The 17,009-nt window shown below is 61.2% G+C and carries 19 protein-coding genes; 10 read left to right on the forward strand and 9 right to left on the reverse strand.

Features of this window, described 5'->3' with window-relative positions; all coding sequences use genetic code 11:
- The first annotated feature begins 1 nt into the window (after position 1).
- Positions 2-1,081, forward strand: a complete 1,080-nt coding sequence (locus ABHM97_RS06585; protein ID WP_349470036.1) for a quinone-dependent dihydroorotate dehydrogenase — start codon at positions 2-4, stop codon at positions 1,079-1,081.
- Positions 1,082-1,153: 72 nt separating this feature from the next.
- On the opposite strand, the gene ABHM97_RS06590 is transcribed toward ABHM97_RS06585, so the two are convergent.
- Positions 1,154-1,747, reverse strand: coding sequence for a DUF3043 domain-containing protein (locus ABHM97_RS06590; protein ID WP_257368040.1), 594 nt, complete (start codon positions 1,745-1,747; stop codon positions 1,154-1,156).
- Between the two features lie 115 nt (positions 1,748-1,862).
- Here ABHM97_RS06590 and ABHM97_RS06595 point away from each other — a divergent pair, with 115 nt between their 5' ends.
- The 5 genes from ABHM97_RS06595 to ABHM97_RS06615 all read left to right on the forward strand — a co-directional run bounded on the left by ABHM97_RS06595 (position 1,863) and on the right by ABHM97_RS06615 (position 7,039).
- Positions 1,863-3,296 (forward strand): dipeptidase, encoded by a 1,434-nt coding sequence (locus ABHM97_RS06595; protein ID WP_349470037.1) that lies wholly within the window; start codon positions 1,863-1,865, stop codon positions 3,294-3,296.
- 164 nt (positions 3,297-3,460) lie between these two features.
- Positions 3,461-3,850, forward strand: a complete 390-nt coding sequence (locus tag ABHM97_RS06600; protein ID WP_211712345.1) for a HesB/IscA family protein — start codon at positions 3,461-3,463, stop codon at positions 3,848-3,850.
- 183 nt (positions 3,851-4,033) lie between these two features.
- Entirely contained in the window at positions 4,034-4,906 is an 873-nt protein-coding gene (gene ctaC, locus ABHM97_RS06605) for an aa3-type cytochrome oxidase subunit II (protein ID WP_235520699.1), read from the forward strand.
- A gap of 10 nt (positions 4,907-4,916) precedes the next feature.
- Positions 4,917-6,641 carry an aa3-type cytochrome oxidase subunit I gene (gene ctaD / locus ABHM97_RS06610; protein ID WP_235520698.1) on the forward strand — a complete coding sequence of 575 codons (1,725 nt, stop codon included), beginning with the start codon at positions 4,917-4,919 and terminating at the stop codon, positions 6,639-6,641.
- Positions 6,638-7,039: a cytochrome c oxidase subunit 4 gene (locus tag ABHM97_RS06615; protein WP_235520697.1), complete on the forward strand. Its 402-nt coding sequence runs from the start codon at positions 6,638-6,640 to the stop codon at positions 7,037-7,039. Before ctaD ends, ABHM97_RS06615 begins: the two co-directional genes overlap by 4 nt.
- 87 nt (positions 7,040-7,126) lie before the next feature.
- On the opposite strand, the gene ABHM97_RS06620 is transcribed toward ABHM97_RS06615, so the two are convergent.
- The gene (locus tag ABHM97_RS06620; RefSeq protein WP_235522058.1) at positions 7,127-7,420 is read right to left on the reverse strand and encodes an HPr family phosphocarrier protein; all 294 of its coding nucleotides are present in this window, start codon (positions 7,418-7,420) and stop codon (positions 7,127-7,129) included.
- Positions 7,421-7,575: 155 nt separating this feature from the next.
- Between ABHM97_RS06620 and ABHM97_RS06625 the strand changes: the two genes are divergently transcribed.
- Entirely contained in the window at positions 7,576-8,364 is a 789-nt protein-coding gene (locus tag ABHM97_RS06625; protein ID WP_235522057.1) for a GntR family transcriptional regulator, read from the forward strand.
- Between the two features lie 127 nt (positions 8,365-8,491).
- Here ABHM97_RS06625 and qcrB read toward each other — a convergent pair whose 3' ends face one another.
- The 4 genes from qcrB to ctaE all read right to left on the reverse strand — a co-directional run bounded on the left by qcrB (position 8,492) and on the right by ctaE (position 12,825).
- On the reverse strand, positions 8,492-10,165 hold the full coding sequence (qcrB, locus tag ABHM97_RS06630; RefSeq protein WP_235522056.1) for a cytochrome bc1 complex cytochrome b subunit: 1,674 nt from the start codon (positions 10,163-10,165) through the stop codon (positions 8,492-8,494).
- Positions 10,143-11,213, reverse strand: coding sequence for a cytochrome bc1 complex Rieske iron-sulfur subunit (qcrA, locus tag ABHM97_RS06635; protein ID WP_349470038.1), 1,071 nt, complete (start codon positions 11,211-11,213; stop codon positions 10,143-10,145). Before qcrA ends, qcrB begins: the two co-directional genes overlap by 23 nt.
- A 95-nt stretch (positions 11,214-11,308) precedes the next feature.
- A complete protein-coding gene (qcrC, locus tag ABHM97_RS06640; RefSeq protein ID WP_235522054.1) occupies positions 11,309-12,097 on the reverse strand; it encodes a cytochrome bc1 complex diheme cytochrome c subunit in 789 nt (262 codons plus the stop codon).
- A gap of 89 nt (positions 12,098-12,186) precedes the next feature.
- On the reverse strand, positions 12,187-12,825 hold the full coding sequence (gene ctaE / locus ABHM97_RS06645; protein ID WP_235522053.1) for an aa3-type cytochrome oxidase subunit III: 639 nt from the start codon (positions 12,823-12,825) through the stop codon (positions 12,187-12,189).
- Between the two features lie 148 nt (positions 12,826-12,973).
- On the opposite strand from ctaE, the gene trpD reads away from it, so the two are divergent.
- Positions 12,974-14,032: an anthranilate phosphoribosyltransferase gene (gene trpD, locus ABHM97_RS06650; RefSeq protein WP_235522052.1), complete on the forward strand. Its 1,059-nt coding sequence runs from the start codon at positions 12,974-12,976 to the stop codon at positions 14,030-14,032.
- 18 nt (positions 14,033-14,050) lie between these two features.
- Here the strand turns inward: trpD and ABHM97_RS06655 are convergent, their stop codons facing one another.
- Positions 14,051-14,329, reverse strand: coding sequence for an Lrp/AsnC family transcriptional regulator (locus ABHM97_RS06655; protein WP_235522051.1), 279 nt, complete (start codon positions 14,327-14,329; stop codon positions 14,051-14,053).
- A 72-nt stretch (positions 14,330-14,401) separates the two neighbouring features.
- Entirely contained in the window at positions 14,402-14,791 is a 390-nt protein-coding gene (locus ABHM97_RS06660; protein WP_349470039.1) for a DUF3054 domain-containing protein, read from the reverse strand.
- A gap of 126 nt (positions 14,792-14,917) precedes the next feature.
- Between ABHM97_RS06660 and ABHM97_RS06665 the strand changes: the two genes are divergently transcribed.
- Positions 14,918-15,376 carry a VOC family protein gene (locus ABHM97_RS06665; protein ID WP_349470040.1) on the forward strand — a complete coding sequence of 153 codons (459 nt, stop codon included), beginning with the start codon at positions 14,918-14,920 and terminating at the stop codon, positions 15,374-15,376.
- Positions 15,377-15,463: 87 nt separating this feature from the next.
- The gene (locus ABHM97_RS06670) at positions 15,464-15,889 is read left to right on the forward strand and encodes a VOC family protein (RefSeq protein ID WP_349470041.1); all 426 of its coding nucleotides are present in this window, start codon (positions 15,464-15,466) and stop codon (positions 15,887-15,889) included.
- Between the two features lie 62 nt (positions 15,890-15,951).
- On the opposite strand, the gene ABHM97_RS06675 is transcribed toward ABHM97_RS06670, so the two are convergent.
- Positions 15,952-16,935, reverse strand: coding sequence for an Lrp/AsnC family transcriptional regulator (locus ABHM97_RS06675; RefSeq protein WP_349470042.1), 984 nt, complete (start codon positions 16,933-16,935; stop codon positions 15,952-15,954).
- Between the last annotated feature and the right edge of the window lie 74 nt (positions 16,936-17,009).

Consider the following 17,009-nt stretch of genomic DNA (forward strand, 5'->3'; position numbering starts at 1 on the left):
CATGCGTTTTTACCCCACATTCTTTAAGTTGGCCTTCTCCTGGATGGATGCCGAGAAGGCCCACAAGATCGGATTCCAGGGAATCCGTGCCGCCCACCGTACTGGCGCGGGGCGGGTCCTTGCCCGCATGACTGCCCCGGATGCCTCGCTCCGCACCGAGGCGCTGGGCCTGAGCTTTCCCTCGCCCTTCGGACTTGCGGCGGGTTTCGACAAGGAAGGCCACGGCATCGAGGCCCTGACGGAGCTGGGCTTCGGCCACGTCGAAGTGGGTACCATCACGGGCCAAGCGCAGCCGGGTAATGAGAAACCACGCCTGTTCCGCCTGATAGAGGACCGTGCGGTCATCAACCGGATGGGATTCAATAACGACGGCGCCGCTGCCGTTGCGCCCCGGCTCAAGTCTGCTCGGGCTGCTTTGCAGAAAAACCATCCTGATCTTCGGCCCATCATCGGGGTGAACATTGGCAAGACCAAGGTGGTGGACCTCGCCGACGCCACGGAGGACTACCTTGTGAGCGCCCGGAGCCTCGCCCCCGCCGCAGACTACCTGGTAGTCAATGTCAGTTCGCCCAACACGCCGGGCCTGCGGTTGCTGCAGAACGTGGAGACGCTGCGTCCTTTGCTGCGGTCAGTTGGAGATGCTGCCGACGAAGCTGCGGGGCGCCACGTACCGCTTCTGGTCAAGATTGCGCCTGACCTGTCCAACGAAGACATCGAGGACGTCGCCCGGCTTGCACTTGACCTCAAGCTGGACGGAATCATCGCGACAAACACAACGATTACCCGTGAGGGGCTTGTCTCCGGAAGCGCGAAGGTGGATTCCATCGGTGCCGGAGGCTTGTCAGGAGCGCCCCTCAAGGAGCGGTCCCTGGAGGTGCTTGGCAGACTCAAGCAGGCTGTGGGCGATGACCTTGTGCTGATCGCGGTCGGCGGCGTCGAATCAGCCGAGGACGTCCAGGAACGCCTTGAGGCCGGCGCCACCCTGGTCCAGGGCTACACGGCATTCCTTTACGAAGGTCCGTTCTGGGCGTCCCGAATCAACAAGGGCCTTGTAAGGCTTCGGCGGGGCTCAGGCCACTAAGACTGCGGTTAAGCGATGAAGACCCCGGACCATTGGTCCGGGGTCTTCATACGTTTGACAGGGGTTGGGGCCTTAGGCCGGGTACTGTCCGCGCTTCACCTGCGGCTTGGGCAGGCGGAGTTTGCGGAACTGAAGGGCTCGCATGCATCCGTACCAGACAGAGCCACGCTCCACTTCGCCGAACTTCTCGGTGAGTTTCTTCCGCAGCTTGCGGGACAGGATGAAGGCATCGATGAATACAGCCAGGAACATGATCCAGAAGCCCACCAGGACGTAGCTGATTCCCGCGCTCGTGGTGGGAATGATCAGTGAAATGACAACGAACAACAGGGCGCCAAACATCAGGTACTCGCCCAGGCTGAACCGTGCGTCGACGTAGTCGCGGACGTACCTCTTCTGGGGCCCTTTGTCCCGAAGTGGCAGGAATTTTTCGTCACCCGTATCCAGGGCCTGCCGCATCTTCTGGCGCTGGTCCTGGATGGCCACCCGCTCTGCTGCCTTTGATGCCTTACGGTCGGTGGGCACCAGAGGGCGCTTGCGGGCTGCTTCCTGGTCCTTCCGCTTGGGCGTGGGCGCGCCCTTTCCGGCTACGGGCTCCTGGGCGGTGGCATAGGCCTGGTCTACTACTGATTGAGCGCTGGGCTCTTCCTTTTTGCGTCCGAACACCCCTACAGAATACCCCGCACCAAGGTGGCGCAGGTTACGCCCCGGGTTGCCCATGCCCCAATGGCCACTCCGTGCCTGCCCCGCCGGGAGAACGCCCGGCGGTAAAGTGTGGCCCATGACTTCAGCACATGCGGAGACCCCGCAGAACAAGCCCCTGGACTCCGGCGCTACCCCGGTGGAGGCACTGACCCGGGCGGTCCATGACTCCTTCGATGCCACTCTGGCATCCTTGAAAGACCTGGTCGCCATACCGGGAATTGCCTGGTCCAGCTTCGACCCCTCGGAACTGGATAAGAGCGCCGAAGCTGTTTCCGCACTGGTAAAGGCAACAGGCATGGAGGACGTCCGCATCCTTCGTTGCGACAAAAGTGACGGCACCCCCGGCGGGCCCGCCGTCGTCGCGCGCCGTCCCGCGGCGGAAGGCAAGCCGACCATCCTCCTTTACGCCCACCACGACGTACAGCCCCCCGGAGACCGTGGACTGTGGGAGTCGGAGCCGTTTGTTGCTGAGGAACGTGACGGTCGGCTGTATGGTCGCGGTGCGGCTGATGACAAGGCAGGCATCATGGCCCACCTGGCGGCCTACAGTGCAGCAACCAAAGTCCTGGGCGAGGATTTCGGCCTCGGAGTGACATTCTTCTTCGAAGGCGAGGAAGAGGCGGGCTCGCCCACCTTCAGGACTTTCCTCGAGGAGCATCGCGAACTCCTGCGTTCTGATGTCATTGTTGTTGCAGACTCCAGCAACTGGAAAGTGGGCGTTCCGGCCCTGACCACCAGCCTGCGCGGCCTCGTTGACGGCACTTTTGAAGTCCGCGTGCTCGACCACGCGGTGCACTCCGGGATGTTCGGCGGCCCAGTGCTAGACGCCCCGACCCTCCTGTCGCGGCTCATTGCCACCCTCCACGATGACGAGGGCAACGTCGCTGTCGCCGGTCTGGTGGGCCGGGACGAGGTGGCCGTGGACCTCGCCGAAGCCGACTATCGCGCCGACGCGTCAGTGCTCGACGGCGTGCGGCTCGCCGGGAGCGGCACCATCGCTTCCCGCTTGTGGACCAAGCCCGCTCTTTCGATCATTGGCATGGACGTTCCGGCAGTGGACGTTGCCTCCAACACCCTCATTCCGGCGGCGCGAGCCAAATTCAGCATGCGGCTGGCGCCCGGCCAGGACCCCGAGGCTGCCATGGACGCCCTGCGGCGGCACGTCGAGTCCCATGCTCCGTTCGGTGCCAAGGTGACGTTCACGCCGGGGGAGCGGGGCGATGCGTTCTCCACCGATACCTCATCAGCTGCGGCCCGGGTGGCCCTTTGGGCGCTGGGGGAGTCCTGGGGAGTGAAGCCTGTCGAGATGGGAATAGGTGGATCCATTCCCTTCATCGCAGACCTCCTGGAAATGTACCCGGAAGCCCAGATCCTGGTGACCGGGGTGGAAGACCCTGATTCCAGGGCCCACAGTGCCAACGAGTCACTGCATATCGGCGATTTCAGCCATGCTGTGGTGGCAGAGGCTCTCATGCTGGCCAGGCTCAATGCCGAGGGCCTCGCGGGCTGAACCGAAAGTGCAGGCCGGGAACAACCAAATGCCGCAGGTGGTTACGTCAGGAGTTATAGCTAAGCGTCTGCGCGACGTAGCATTAGCTATAACCCGTACGTAATTGGGTAAGGGCAGGCAGCGTCCCGGCGCCGCCGCCAAGAGCTTCATAAGAAGGTAGGCCAATGAGCACTGCAACCAACGAAAACAGCACCGGAACGCAGGTCGTCGCAAACGACGAACTGGCCACGCACGAGGTCAATCTGACCGACGTCGCCGCAGGCAAGGTCCGCAGCCTCCTCGAGCAGGAAGGGCGCACCGATCTTCGGCTGCGCGTTGCAGTCCAGCCCGGCGGATGCTCCGGCTTGATCTACCAGCTCTACTTCGACGAGCGCCTGCTCGACGGCGACGCCGTGCGTGACTATGACGGCGTCGAGGTCGTGGTGGACAAGATGAGCGTTCCGTATCTCAGCGGCGCAAGCATCGACTTCGAAGACACCATCTCGAAGCAGGGCTTCACCATTGATAACCCGAACGCGGGCGGCTCCTGCGCCTGCGGTGATTCATTCCACTGATGTGAGCCGTCGCTGCACGTCGGCGCCACTTCCGACGCGGTGAAACGCGTTGGGAGCCACGGCGCCGACATGTGCGCGAAAACCGCTTGATAGCGGTAAGCTCTACATCGGGTAGTAAAACTTTTAGTGTGCCCGGTGAGCCTTCGGCCTGCCGGGAGACAGCAACAAGAGGAAGGGCCGTCTGTGAGTTCGCAGAACCGAACCGGCAGCCGACGCATAAAGATCACCTCGATCACTGGCTTGGCAGTCGCCGGCGCGTTGGTTTTGACCGGATGTTCACCAGAGGTAGAGAAGGGTTGGCTGCCAACAGAGCGCGGCACGACCAACCACACTGACCGGATCATGGACCTCTGGGTCAACTCATGGATCGCCGCCTTGGCAGTCGGTATCATCACGTGGGGCCTCCTGGTCTGGTGCATCATCGCGTACCGTCGCCGCAAGGGCACCACGGGATTCCCCAAGCAGCTCAGCTACAACCTGCCGCTTGAGGTCTTCTACTTGACCATTCCGCTGTTCATGGTGCTGGTGTTCTTCTACTTCACCGACCAGGACCAGCGTGCGATCGATGACCGTTCGCAGCCTGCCGACGTCGTTGTTGACGTCCGCGGCAAGCAGTGGGCCTGGGACTTCAACTACAAAAAGGGCGAGGTCGTCAACGAGGACCTCCACGAGGCCGGCGTCCAGGCCCACCTGACCGGCAACGATGTCGACAAGGAACTCCTCCCCACGTTGTACTTGCCCGTTGGCAAGTCCGTGGACCTGGAGCTGAACTCCCGCGATGTCATCCACTCATTCTGGGTTCCCGCATTCCTCCAGAAGCGCGACATGATCCCTGGTAAGACGAACTACATCAGGTTCACCCCCACCAAGGAGGGCACCTTCGATGGCAAGTGTGCCGAGCTCTGCGGTGAATACCACTCCGAAATGCTCTTCCGGGTCAAGGTTGTCTCCGAGTCTGAATTCCAGTCGCACATGGACAAGCTTCGCCAAGAAGGCAACACGGGTCTCCTCGGTGCGGAATACGACCGCAACCCGAACCTGAACGAATCCAAGTAAGGGGAGCGACGTGGCTACGTACACTCAATCCGCGCCGGGGGTTCTTGAAGCTCCGGTAGTACCCAAGTCCAAGGGACGCATCGTCGTCAACTGGATCACTTCCACCGACCACAAGACCATCGGGTACATGTACCTCATTGCGTCCTTCGTGTTCTTCTGCCTCGGTGGTGTCATGGCCCTGCTGATCCGCGCCGAGCTCTTTGAGCCCGGAATGCAGATCCTGCAGACCAAAGAGCAGTACAACCAGATGTTCACGATGCACGGCACCGTCATGCTGCTGATGTTCGCAACCCCGCTGTTCGCGGGCTTCGCCAACGTCATCATGCCGCTGCAAATCGGTGCTCCCGATGTCGCCTTCCCGCGTCTGAATGCCCTGGCCTTCTGGTTCTTCCTCTTTGGTTCCACCATCGCCGTCTCCGGCTTCATCACCCCCCAGGGTGCTGCGTCATTCGGTTGGTTCGCCTATGCTCCGCTGTCGAACACCACGTTCAGCCCTGGTGTCGGTGGAGACCTGTGGGTCTTTGGCCTCGCGCTCTCAGGCTTCGGAACCATCCTTGGTGCCGTCAACTTCATCACCACCATCATCTGCATGCGTGCACCGGGCATGACCATGTGGCGTATGCCGATCTTCACCTGGAACACCCTTGTGACGGCTATCCTTGTCCTGATGGCCTTCCCGCCGCTGGCAGCTGCGCTGTTCGCGCTCGGCGCGGACCGTCGCTTCGGTGCCCACATCTTTGACCCCGAAAATGGCGGTGCCGTTCTCTGGCAGCACCTCTTCTGGTTCTTCGGGCACCCCGAGGTTTACATCATCGCCCTGCCGTTCTTCGGCATTGTTTCCGAGATCTTCCCGGTGTTCAGCCGCAAGCCGATCTTCGGCTACAAGGGCCTCGTGTACGCCACCATCGCCATTGCTGCACTCTCCGTCACCGTGTGGGCACACCACATGTACGTGACCGGTTCGGTGTTGCTGCCGTTCTTCGCCTTCATGACCATGCTGATCGCGGTACCGACGGGCGTGAAGTTCTTCAACTGGATCGGAACGCTCTGGCAGGGCTCAATCACCTTTGAAACCCCTATGCTCTGGAGCATCGGGTTCCTGGTGACCTTCCTCTTCGGTGGCCTGACGGGCATCATCCTGGCGTCGCCGCCGCTGGACTTCCACGTCTCCGACTCCTACTTCGTGGTGGCGCACTTCCACTACGTGGTCTTCGGTACGGTTGTGTTCGCCATGTTCGCCGGCTTCTACTTCTGGTGGCCAAAGTGGACGGGCAAGATGCTCAACGAGCGCCTGGGTAAGATCCACTTCTGGCTCCTTTTCCTTGGTTTCCACGGCACGTTCCTCATCCAGCACTGGCTGGGTGTCGAGGGCATGCCGCGTCGTTACGCCGACTACATGCCGCAGGATAACTTCACCTGGATGAACCAGTTCTCCACTATCTCCTCCTTCGTACTGGGCGCCTCGCTGCTGCCGTTCTTCTGGAACGTCTACATCACCTGGCGCAGCAACAAGAAGGTTGAAGTTGATGATCCTTGGGGCTTCGGTGCCTCGCTGGAGTGGGCTACGTCCTGCCCGCCGCCGCGCCACAACTTCACTTCCTTGCCCCGTATCCGCTCCGAGCGCCCGGCACTGGACCTGCACCACCCCGAGTTGGCTCAGATCCACACCGCAGAGGCCCCGTCACCCGCAGCAGCTGTTTTGGGTAACGCCGACCAGAGGGACGTCAACAAATGAAAATTGAATCGTGGCTCTTCGGAGCCGGAGTCTTCTTCTTCGTCCCCGTAGCCATCGCCTACGGCTTCCTGACCAATTGGTCTGAGTGGGTCGGCGTCCTGGGAATCCTCCTCGTCGGTGGCCTTGCGGGCATGATCGGCGCATACCTTGGTTTCACCGGCAAGCGTGTCGGCATGCGTCCGGAAGACCGTCCCGATGCAGAGGTTCACGAGGGCGCAGGCGAACAGGGGCACTTCAGCCCCTGGAGCTGGTGGCCGCTGGTTCTCGGCCTTGCCTGCGCAGGCGGCTTCCTGGGTCTCGCAGTCGGTTTCTGGATCACCTACATTGCCGGTGGTCTGGCCCTGGTGGCACTCGTTGGCTGGGTCTTTGAATACAGCCGTGGCGACCACGCACACTAGCAGTACCTGAGAGCAAAAGAGGGCCCCACCGAAAGGTGGGGCCCTCTTTATTTGCCCGCAGGTTGTTCCGAGCAGCTGGAGCTCTGTTCAGTGGCCCTCGGAGGCCTCCAGGACGGACGAAAGTTGTACAAGGGCACTCTGGACGTTCGGAATGCTGTGGTCGTCAGAGAGGGCCTCTGGAGCTACTTCCAGGAAAACCTCGCAGCCGTGGGCAAAGTCCTCTGTCATGACCTCCAACAATGAGCGTGCGTCAACAGGACGACCCTCCCGTTTCCGAATTGTCACAGGGAGCCCGGTCTCCGTGACAGCACGAACGAATACGGCGGCGGCCCGCGCATGCAGTCCGATCCCGGCAGCGACGTAGGTCTTCAGCTCCGGCAACCTCAACTCCTTTGTTACGACGGATGCTCCGCGTGAAATGATCCATATAAGCGTAGCTGCCCCAGCCGTTACCAGTACGTACCGAAGGCAGTGGTCTAGACCTGACGTGCCAGTGAATTATCCTTAAGCCATGACTCACATGATGGATAGCGGCCGTGCCTGAAGCGGCGAGTATCGCTGGGGATATAGACCGGACCAGCGGAACACCCATCTACGTCCAGCTACGCGAAATCCTCCGGACCTTCATCGCACAGTCCTGTCCGCCCGGGTCTTCGCTGCCGTCCGAGAGGGACCTTTCCGAACGTTTCGGCTTGGCCCGAATGACTGTGCGCCAAGCAATTGACGCCTTGGTCGGCGAAGATGTCATAGAGCGCGTCGTCGGCCTCGGCACCTTCGTGAAGAAGCCCAAACTGGATCTCCAAGTGAAGTTGACCTCCTACAGCGAGGAGATGCAGCGACGAGGCATGGTTCCGGCCGCTAAGGTCCTCAGCTTTGAGCAGATCGCTGCAAGTGCCTTCCTGGCACGCGAATTGCAACTGGATGAGGGTACGCCGCTGGTCCGGTTCCGGCGCCTGCTGCTGGCAGATAACGAGCCAATGAGCGTTGATGAGAACTTTATCCCAGCCCACCGTGTGCCTGGCTTGTTGGACGAGGCCCCACCCACATCGCTCTACAACGTATTGAGCGAACGTTTCGGACTGGTTATGGAGTGGGGCGAGGACATGATTGAGGCCACCGCCGCATCACCCTCCACGGCCCGCCTTCTTAACGTCGACGTCGGTTCGCCCCTCCTCAAGATCCAGCGCCATGCCTTCGTGGCCCGGGCGATGGTGGACTACTCCGTGTCGTATTACCGGGCAGACCGGTACAAGCTGTGGGTACCCCTCCAGCGTCCTGGCGTCCGCCCTACCCGTAATTACTCGTCGGGCTACAGGACGCCCTAAGCGAGGACGCCAGCCAAAGCCGGCCCACCGCCGTCGCTGTTGTACCGGTGCAATGCAGGGCACGCAAAAGCCCGGCTGGAGAAATCCAGCCGGGCTTTTTACGTGATCTGACAGAGGCTACTGGGCGCTAGTGGCTCAGGCTCTTCTGGTCTTCACCGGAGGTGATTGCTTCATGGTGGCCATGAGCGTGTGCTGCTTCCAGTTCGGCCGGGGTTGCCGGTGCGACCCGGTCCTCGAAGAACCACTTGGAGAGTGCCGCGCGGCGCTTTTCCTTGCGGGTGACAACACCGTGTTCGTTCGGCTGGGCCGGCAGGGGAGCAGGTGACTCGAAGCCAACCAGCTTGTATCGCTTGTACTCGTCCAACGGGGCGTGAACCTCGATGAACTCACCGTGCGGGAGGCGCACGATGCGGCCGGTTTCGCGGCCATGGAGTGCAATTTCGCGGTCCTTGCGCTGGAGAGCCAAAGCGATCCTCTTGGTCACGATGAACGCGATGATCGGGCCAATGAAGAACAGCGTGCGGAGCCAGTAGGTAACGTCGTTCAACGACACGTGGAAGTGCGTTGCAATGAGGTCGGAACCAGCCGCTGCCCACATAACGCAGTACCAGGTGAAGCCTGCAACGCCGATTGCGGTACGCGTTGGAGCGTTACGCGGACGGTCGAGGACGTGGTGTTCCCGGTTGTCCTTGGTGACCCAGCGTTCGATCCAGGGGTACGTAAACAGAACGGTGAAGATGATGCCGGCAGGCACGAGGGCCGGGAGCAGCACGTTCAGGGTCAGGGTGTGGCCAAAGACGATCCACTCGAAGTGGAAGTTGTTCACGACACCTGGCATGAGACGCAAGGCGCCGTCCACGAATCCGATGTACCAGTCAGGCTGTGTACCAGCCGAAACGGGCGAAGGATCGTACGGGCCGTAGTTCCAGATCGGGTTGATCGTGAATGCTGCAGCCATCAGGGCCAGGACGCCGAAGACGATGAAGAAGAATCCACCGGCCTTGGCTGCGTATACCGGGCCGAGGGGGTAGCCGACGACGTTGCCGTCATTACGGCCGGGGCCGGGGTACTGGGTGTGCTTGTGTACGACGACCATGAAGAGGTGGATGACAATCATCAGGAGGATAAGTGCCGGCACCAGCAGGATGTGCAGTACGTAGAGTCGGCCGATGATGGCCGTTCCCGGGAATTCTCCACCGAAGAGGAAGAACGAGATGTAAGTACCAATCACCGGGATGGACTTGATCACGCCGTCGATGATGCGCAGGCCGTTACCGGACAAGAGGTCATCAGGGAGCGAGTAGCCCGTAAAGCCGGCTGCCATGGCCAGGATCAGCAGGACGCCGCCCACTACCCAGTTCATTTCACGGGGCTTGCGGAACGCACCGGTAAAGAAGACACGCAGCATGTGAACGCCGAGGGAGGCCACGAAGAGCAGTGCTGCCCAGTGGTGGACCTGGCGCATGAAGAGCCCGCCACGCACATCGAACGAGATGTTCAACGACGAGTTGTAAGCGACCGACATCTCGACGTTGTACAGCGGGGTGTACGAGCCCTGGTAGTGGGTCTCCGCCATGGACGGATCGAAGAAGAACGTCAGGAAGGTACCCGACATCAAAAGGATGACGAAGGAGTACAGTGCCACTTCGCCAAACATGAATGACCAGTGGTCCGGGAAGACCTTCCGGCCGAACTCACGCAGGATGCCGGAGCCGCCTACGCGCTCGTCAACGAAGTTGGTGAAACTACCAACCTTGGTTTTCGGAACGAAGGGGGCTTCAGCTGTTGATGAGGCGCTCATGCTCGTCACGCTCCCAGTAACTCGGTCCTACAGGTTCTCTGAAGTCGCTGGTTGCGACGAGGTAGCCCTCTGCGTCAACTGCGATGGGCAGCTGGGGGAGCGGACGGCTGGCCGGCCCGAAGATGACCTTGCATTCCTGCGTAAGGTCGAACGTGGACTGGTGGCAGGGGCACAGGAGGTGGTGCGTCTGCTGCTCGTAGAGAGCAACGGGGCAACCAACGTGCGTGCAGATCTTGGAGTATGCAACGATGCCGTTGTAGCTCCAGTTTTCACGGCCCTTGGAGGGGTTCAACGAGTTCGGGTCGAGGCGCATGAGCAGGACAACTGCCTTTGCCTTTTCATTCAACTTGCCTTCGTGCAGCTCGTTGAGCCCCTCGGGAATCACGTGGAATGCCGAACCAATGGTCACATCGGAAGCCTTGATGGGGGTGCCATCAGGGTCGCGGGTGAGTCGCTTAAGCTTGTCGCCGTCGGGTGCCCACATGGTGTGTGCAAGGGCTTTGTCCGGCCGCGGACCCAAATCGCCGAAGATGGCGAGGGCCGGCAGGGGAGCCAATGCAACGGCGTCCAGGAGGGTGTTGCGGATCAGAGGACGGCGCTTAATGCCCGTCTCCTCTACGATGTCGTCGACGATACGGACCGCAGCCTGGCGGTCTTCCTCGGTGCGGATGGCGTGACGCTCTTCCGACACTTCATGATCGGGCATCAGGGCCTTGGCCCAGTGCACGATGCCCGTTCCGATACCCAGCATGGCGAAAGCCGTACCCAGTCCCAGAAGGAGGTTTTGGGTGCGGATGGTCGCAATGGTGGTGTCGTCGCCCAAATCGATGGCGAAGTACGCCACCAGGAAGACCAACGTACCGATGACGGAGGTGCCAAACAGAATGGCTACCTGACGCTCGGCGCGCTTCGCGGCTACCGGGTCCGTGTCAGCCAGGCGCAAACGATGCGGAGGAAGTCCAGGATCCTGGAACTTCTCCACCTCATTCTGACCAGCCGTAGCTACGGTGCCCGAGTGGTTCGGACTGCCGTCACTATGGTTGCCCATAATTCGCCTCATCCTTCTCTCGTTGTCTCGGCCGGGGCCGAGTTATTTTCAGTTTCAAACTGCTGACTGTGCAGCAGAAGTTTTTTGCCTGCAGGCTAGGACGTGCGGGACGTCAACCAGATGGTGAAGGCGATGATGACACCCAGGCCGGCAACCCAAACGAAGAGGCCTTCGGATACCGGACCAAGGGAACCAAGTTCAGCTCCACCGGGCGATCCATTGGCTTCAATCGTCTTCAGGAAGGTGATGATGTCGCGCTTGTCTTCAGGCGTGATGTTCGAATCGTTGAAGACGGGCATGTTCTGCGGCCCCGTGGCCATGGCTTCGTAGATGTGGGCTTCGGTGACACCTGCCAGGCCGGGAGCGAACTTGCCGCGGGTCAACGCACCGCCAGCGGCTGCTGCGTTGTGGCACATCGCGCAGTTGACGCGGAAGAGTTCGCCGCCCTTGGCTGCGTCTCCCTTACCGTCGAGGAGCTTTTCCTCGGGAATAGCCGGGCCTGCACCGAGGGAGGCAACGTAAGCAGCGAGCTGCTTGGTCTGTTCCTCATTGAACTGGGCGGGCTTCTTCTGGGCCTGGGGGCCGCTCATCTGCATGGGCATACGACCGGTACCAACCTGGAAGTCAACAGCAGCAGCACCCACGCCGACCAGCGAGGGGCCGTCGTTGGTTCCGCTTGCACCCATACCGTGGCAGGTGGCGCAGTTGGCGGCGAAAAGCTTTCCGCCTTCTTCTACGTCACTGGCGCTGTAGCTAGTGGTGTCGGCCTTGGCCTGGTTGACGGTTGTGGCAACGGCGTAAAGCCCACCAGTGAGGAGGAGGCCCATCAACAGCAGCGCTATGGCTGCCAGTGGGTGACGTCGCTTCTGCGAGAGTGCCTTCACGTGGTGGTTCCTTTTTTCGATCCTGCGTCGGCTCCGGGAGCCGCTTCTTTAAATTCTGCCTCTTGTAGAAAAAGAGTCAAAGCTGGGGCTTACTTGAGGACGTAGATGACCAGGAAGAGGCCGATCCACACGACGTCGACGAAGTGCCAGTAGTAAGAGGTGACGATTGCCGACGTCGCTTCGAAGTGTCCGAACTTCTTGGCTGCAAAGGCGCGTCCAATGATGAACAGGAACGCGATCAAACCGCCGATGACGTGAAGGCCGTGGAAGCCTGTAGTCATGTAGAAGGCGGAGCCGTAGGCGTTGGACGACAGGGAAACGTGCTCGGAGACGAGCATGGCGTATTCCGTGGTCTGGCCGGCTACGAAGAAGGCACCCATGATGAACGTGAGGACAAACCATTCCGACATGCCCCAGCGCGTGAACTGAAGCGGCCTGCCGGTGCGGCGGGGCTCCAGCCGCTCAGCGGCAAAGACGCCCATCTGGCAAGTAAAGGAACTTGCCACAAGGACGATGGTGTTGACGAGCGCAAACGGGAAGTTGAGCTTGGCCGTCTCCTCGGCCCACATCGTTCCCGATGTGGAGCGCAGGGTGAAGTACATGGCAAAGAGGCCGGCGAAGAACATCAACTCACTGGACAGCCAAACTACGGTTCCAACAGAAACCAAGTTGGGGCGGTTCAGCGTCGGGTGCGCCGGGGTACTGGGGGCATGGGTCGCAGATGTCACAAGGACATTATGTCTGTAAAAGTCCAGAGTTCCCAATGCAACCCACCGATTCGGGAGACTTTTTCTACAAAGACGCGAAATCGCGCGGAAAAGTTCCCGGCCCGGTTCACATTGGTCATCGGCGTGGCTGGCTCGATAGCATCAGGGAGTGACTTCTCCGGCATCGGCACCTGCAGCCAGCAACACCTGGCCAGGGCTCATCTCAGCACTGATCAACGGCGACGACCTTGCGGTGGCCAACACCGAATGGGCCATGAATACGATCATGTCCGGTGAAGCCACGCCGTCGCAGATCGCCGGCTTCCTTGTGGCCTTGCGCGCAAAGGGCGAGACGGTCGAAGAGTTGGCCGGCCTTGTCGAGGCCATGGTCCAGCACGCCAATCCCATCGGGATCACCGGGGAGAAGCTGGACATCGTTGGAACGGGAGGCGACCGCCTCAATACGGTCAACATATCCACCATGGCCGCGCTCGTTGCTGCGGGTGCGGGTGCCAAGGTGGTCAAGCACGGCAACAGGGCGGCATCGTCGACGTCCGGTTCTGCTGATGTCCTGGAAGCCCTGGGCGTGCGCCTTGACCTCTCGATTGAGCAGGTGGCCCGGAACGCCGAAGAGGCAGGAATCACATTCTGTTTTGCCCAGGTTTTCCACCCTTCATTCCGTCACACGGCCGTCCCAAGGCGGGAGCTGGCCGTTCCAACAGCCTTCAATTTCCTGGGGCCGATGACCAACCCGGCCCATGTGCAGGCATCTGCTGTTGGTGTGGCCAATGCCAGGATGGCCCCGTTGGTGGCTGGAGTTCTGGCCCGGCGTGGAAGCCGCGGATTGGTGTTCAGGGGTGACGACGGACTGGATGAGCTCACGCCCACCGGGCCGTCCACGGTATGGGAAATCAGGGATGGAGCTGTTACAGAGCAGGTCTTCACTCCTGCGGACCTGGGAATAGGTCCGTCTACCGTGGCCGACCTCCGGGGCGGCGACGCCGCAGCCAACGCTGCCGTTGTCCGGGAGATCCTCGACGGTAGGGTCGGGCCCGTGCGCGACGCTGTTCTCCTGAACGCGGCAGCAGGGCTGGTGTCCTTCGACCTTCATGCCCAGGGCAGCCTGGTGGAGCGGATGGGTGCCGCGTTCGCCCGCGCAGCTGAATCTGTTGATTCGGGTAAGGCAGCCGCGGTCCTGGAGAAGTGGACAGCGCTCAGCCAGAGCTGACAGCTGACCCGGTCCTGTTTATTCGAAGCCGAGTGCGAATGCCGCATCGAGGTCGTGCTGCGAATACGCGCGGAACGCGATGTGCGTGGTGGTGTGGACCACAGAACCAACCTTTGAAAGCTTGTCGGCGATAACGTCGGCAAGCTCTTCATGCTTTGAAACCCTGGCCACCGCGATCAAGTCCCATTCGCCCGTCACGGAGTAGACCTCGCTGATGCCCTGGATGGCGGAGATTTGCTCGGCCGTCTCCGGGATGCGCGAGGCGTCGGTCTTGATCAGGACGAAAGCAGTGATCACGTGGGGCCCTTCCGGAAAAGCATCATTGCGGACGCTTTCCAGCCTAGTGCATCCACCATGTCCCGGGCTGGATCACACCCGGCTGCGCCGCTTGCGCACGACCCGCACCACCAAGGCCACCAGCGCACGGTATCCAAGCAGGAAAACAGCGAGGCTGATCAGTGCTACCACGATGAACGGCAGTACGACTGTCTGCCCGGTGGCTGCCCTCAGGAGCATTCCCACCACTACCGTGCTGAGCCAGACGCCCACGCCGACCGGCCATAGGGAGAGCGGCGCCCGCCATGCACGCAGGACCATCCACGCGATGGCGGCGCCGGCAAGGAAGGGCCACGCCGTGGTGAAGGCTCCGAGGACAATGTCGCCACGGGCATGAGCATCGCGACCAATGGCTGCGAAGACAAGAATCAACAAAAGGTCGGCGATTGCGGCTGGAAGCCACGGCTTGGATGGGGAAGGCATGCCTCCGACATTAGCGGCCATTGCGATCAGGCGGGAATTCGCTCCGGGCCATTGTGGGGGTGAAAGCCCCGGTATTAGCCTCGGACGGGGGACAAGGAGTTCCCCGGTTCCTTGGAGGGATGGCAGATGCAGAAGATTTCCACTTGTTTGTGGTTCGACGGCCAGGCTGAGGAGGCAGCGGAGTTCTACACTTCCACGTTCGACAATTCGTCCATGGGTGAGGTTATGCCTGGGCCCGGCGGCAAGGCACTCACCGTGGAATTCGAGATCGAGGGCAGGCAGTTCATGGGCCTCAACGGAGGCCCCATGTTCAAGTTCACTGAGGCGGTTTCCATGGTGGTCAATTGCGACTCCCAAGAGGAAGTGGACCGCTATTGGGATGCCCTGCTCGTCGGGGGAGTGGAGAGTCAGTGTGGTTGGCTGAAGGACCGGTTTGGCCTGTCGTGGCAGGTTGTTCCTACCGCTATGGCCGGGATCCTCAATGGGCCGGACCCGGCAGGTTCCCAGCGCGCCATGGAAGCGATGATGAAGATGCGCAAGCTCGACATCAATGAGCTCCAAAGGGCTTACGACGGCGTTGGGTAACCATGGGGGACAGGCGCTGGACGCGCTGCTAGCATGTGCGCAGGGTGCCGTATTCACGCACCTGGCAACCCTGAGGAGAACCGACCGATGACAACGCGCCTCAACCCATACATCTCGTTTCGGGACAATGCCCGGGACGCAATCACGTTCTACGAATCCGTCTTTGGCGGTGAGCTGAACATCAGCACTTTCGGTGACATGCCCGGGAGTCAGGACCCAGCCGAAGCCGATAAGGTCATGCACGCCATGCTGGTAACTCCTGGCGGCCTGACCCTCATGGCGGCTGACACGCCGAACGGCATGGAGTACAACCCCGGCGACAACATTTCTGTATCCCTCAGCGGTGACGCGTCAGACGAAGCTGAGCTGCGTGGCTTCTGGGACAAGCTCGTCGACGGCGGTACGGTCACCGTTCCGCTCGAATCGGCACCCTGGGGCGACACTTTTGGAATGTGCGTCGACAAGTTCGGTATCAACTGGTTGATCAACATCGCAGGAGAACAGCAGCAGTAGCTCCACGGTTCCGCCTTCACTGGATGCCCCGCCCGGATTCCCGGTGGGGCATCCACGTGGCTTCAGCTGATCCGCCGGCCGTCCGTGGTAAGTCGCTTGCCCATGTGTTTTGGTGTGCGCAACACGATGGAGCGGTCCATGATCTCGGCGAAAGGAAGCCTTTCGCCGAGCTGCCGTTCCAGGACGGTCATGTCCTCAATGCGGCGAAGCCAGACCATCATCAAGATGGAGTACAGCCCAGCAGTGGTGGCTACGAACCGGACCTCCTGGAGGCCCACGAGCCGTCCGGCGACTGCTTCAACCTGCGTGACGGGAACGCGCAGGAAGTACCACACTGATACGGGCCAGGGAGCATAGGCGCGGGCCACCTCCAAGCGCACAATGAGGCGCTTTTCGGCAAGGAGCGCTAAGAGGGCGTTCTTCGCGCGGACAGGGCTGATACCGGCACTCTTGGCGATGTGGGCGACGGACGCGCGGCCGTCGTCGCGCAGAATTGCGGCAACGTTATTTTCCACTTCTGAAGGAACACCCCGCTGGGCTGCAGTGGGCTGGGGGAGTCCAAGCTCGAGCCGGGTGATTTCCCGTTCCTGCAGCGAACGCAGTCTCCATTGCTGCGCGTCCGCAAGCAACCTGATGCCGCGGTGGGTGCGGGTAGTCGTGACGCCGGCAATGGAGGGGAGCCTGTCCAGGACAAAGCGGCCCAGGTCAGCATCGGACTGGCAAAGGCAAGTCAGTACGAGGTCCCGACCGCCGGCTGTCTGGTCGATCGACAGGACCTCGTCATCGTCGGCGAGGTCCGCAGTGGCGGAAGCAATACTCGCAGGCGCGCAATCAATCTCGATGATGGCGCCGGTGTATCTCGCTCCGGGCCCCCGATAGGCCGTGATCCAGGCCAGTCCGGCGTCTTCCAACGCACTCCAGCGCCTGGCCAATGTCACGGCGTCGGCTCCGACTACAGGCGCCAAAGCGGCCCACGGAGCACGGGGACGGATCTGGAGGGCGTGCAGAAGCCGAAGATCCCGCTCGTCAAGATGATATTCCTGCATTTTTCCTGCTCTTTCAGCAAAAAACCTGCGTTTTGAGTGTATTCAACCACTTGTTGCCTAGGTTTGGGTCCGCC

It is taken from the genome of Paenarthrobacter sp. CAP02 (assembly GCF_040137855.1).
GTDB lineage: Bacteria > Actinomycetota > Actinomycetes > Actinomycetales > Micrococcaceae > Arthrobacter.

Bases quoted from the DNA above. Each gene is read 5' to 3' on its own strand.
- ABHM97_RS06675 (WP_349470042.1), bottom strand. From the start codon at position 16,935: ATGCAGGAATATCATCTTGACGAGCGGGATCTTCGGCTTCTGCACGCC.
- ABHM97_RS06595 (WP_349470037.1), top strand. From the start codon at position 1,863: ATGACTTCAGCACATGCGGAGACCCCGCAGAACAAGCCCCTGGACTCC.
- qcrB (WP_235522056.1), bottom strand. From the start codon at position 10,165: ATGAGCGCCTCATCAACAGCTGAAGCCCCCTTCGTTCCGAAAACCAAG.
- ABHM97_RS06665 (WP_349470040.1), top strand. From the start codon at position 14,918: ATGCAGAAGATTTCCACTTGTTTGTGGTTCGACGGCCAGGCTGAGGAG.
- ABHM97_RS06600 (WP_211712345.1), top strand. From the start codon at position 3,461: ATGAGCACTGCAACCAACGAAAACAGCACCGGAACGCAGGTCGTCGCA.
- ABHM97_RS06670 (WP_349470041.1), top strand. From the start codon at position 15,464: ATGACAACGCGCCTCAACCCATACATCTCGTTTCGGGACAATGCCCGG.
- qcrA (WP_349470038.1), bottom strand. From the start codon at position 11,213: ATGGGCAACCATAGTGACGGCAGTCCGAACCACTCGGGCACCGTAGCT.
- ABHM97_RS06660 (WP_349470039.1), bottom strand. From the start codon at position 14,791: ATGCCTTCCCCATCCAAGCCGTGGCTTCCAGCCGCAATCGCCGACCTT.
- ABHM97_RS06615 (WP_235520697.1), top strand. From the start codon at position 6,638: ATGAAAATTGAATCGTGGCTCTTCGGAGCCGGAGTCTTCTTCTTCGTC.
- ABHM97_RS06585 (WP_349470036.1), top strand. From the start codon at position 2: ATGCGTTTTTACCCCACATTCTTTAAGTTGGCCTTCTCCTGGATGGAT.